Origin of the sequence: Pleomorphomonas carboxyditropha (genome assembly GCF_002770725.1) — a bacterium.
Taxonomy (GTDB): Bacteria; Pseudomonadota; Alphaproteobacteria; order Rhizobiales; family Pleomorphomonadaceae; genus Pleomorphomonas; species Pleomorphomonas carboxyditropha.
In genome coordinates this window covers 1-871 of sequence record NZ_NQVN01000069.1, presented here as the reverse complement: position 1 = coordinate 871, position 871 = coordinate 1, and the positions used below count along the sequence as shown (strand labels likewise).

The following is an 871-nucleotide window of genomic DNA, read 5'->3' as shown; positions in this document are numbered from 1 at the left end:
TCGATGGCCCATCTTTTGCGGTAGTCGTTGAGGGCCTGCCTGGGGTCGTCGCGATTGGTGACGACGATCAGCCATTCATTGTCCTTCAGCCGTTTGGCCGCGAAGTTCACGGGATGGCGTGCCGGGGCGAAGGTTCCACTGAGATGCCCCCAGCCGATCGCTGGATTGCGTCTGCCGCGCTTTCTGCGCAGCAGCGATTGAAAGGACCACACGCGTCCGTCATCCAGGGTCATGGTCATGTCGATCTTGGCGCGAATGACGAATTTGATATTGCTTTCAGAGAGAAAGTCCATCCACTCCGCACCGATGAACTCGCGGTCGGCCACAAGCATGCTGATCGAGGAGGCGTCGAACAAGGCCAGATACCGACGCATCAGGGCGATGCGCTGGCCGGTGTCGGAACAACCTTGATGCGGCAGCAGCGTCCACAGAAGCGGCACGCGGAAGCGGCGCGTCACAATCGCCAGCATCAGGATGTTGACGTCGGTGGAGCCGATCTTCCAGTTGGTCCGATCGAGAGCCAGACATTTGGGGCGCTGCAGGTTGAGCATCTGCACCACCAGAACAGCCAGGCGATCGCTATCCAGCCGGACGAACTGGAAGAAGCGTTGAAGGCGACGATAGTGCGAGGCGTGCAGCGCTCGGCCAGGCAGATGGATGGCAAGATGCGACAGGTTCACCGTGCGCGATTGCGCAAGGCCGGTGATCAAAGCGACAAGGCTCGAAAGCCGGCTCTTGCTCAGCGCAAAATGCGTCGATAGCGTCAGCATGAGGGCGGTTTGAACGGCGGTCATCTCTGAAGATCCTTTTGGCGAAGAATCTTCAATCTTACCCCTTCATCCCGCTCTCACTTAAACTGTCGTGTACGGTG

General features: G+C 58.9%; 1 protein-coding gene. It reads right to left on the bottom strand.

Annotation, left to right across the window (positions count from 1 at the left end; translation table 11 throughout):
• On the bottom strand, positions 1-794 hold a 794-nt coding region (locus CJ014_RS27235; protein ID WP_100083626.1), incomplete at its 3' end, for a transposase.
• Positions 795-871: the final 77 nt, after the last annotated feature.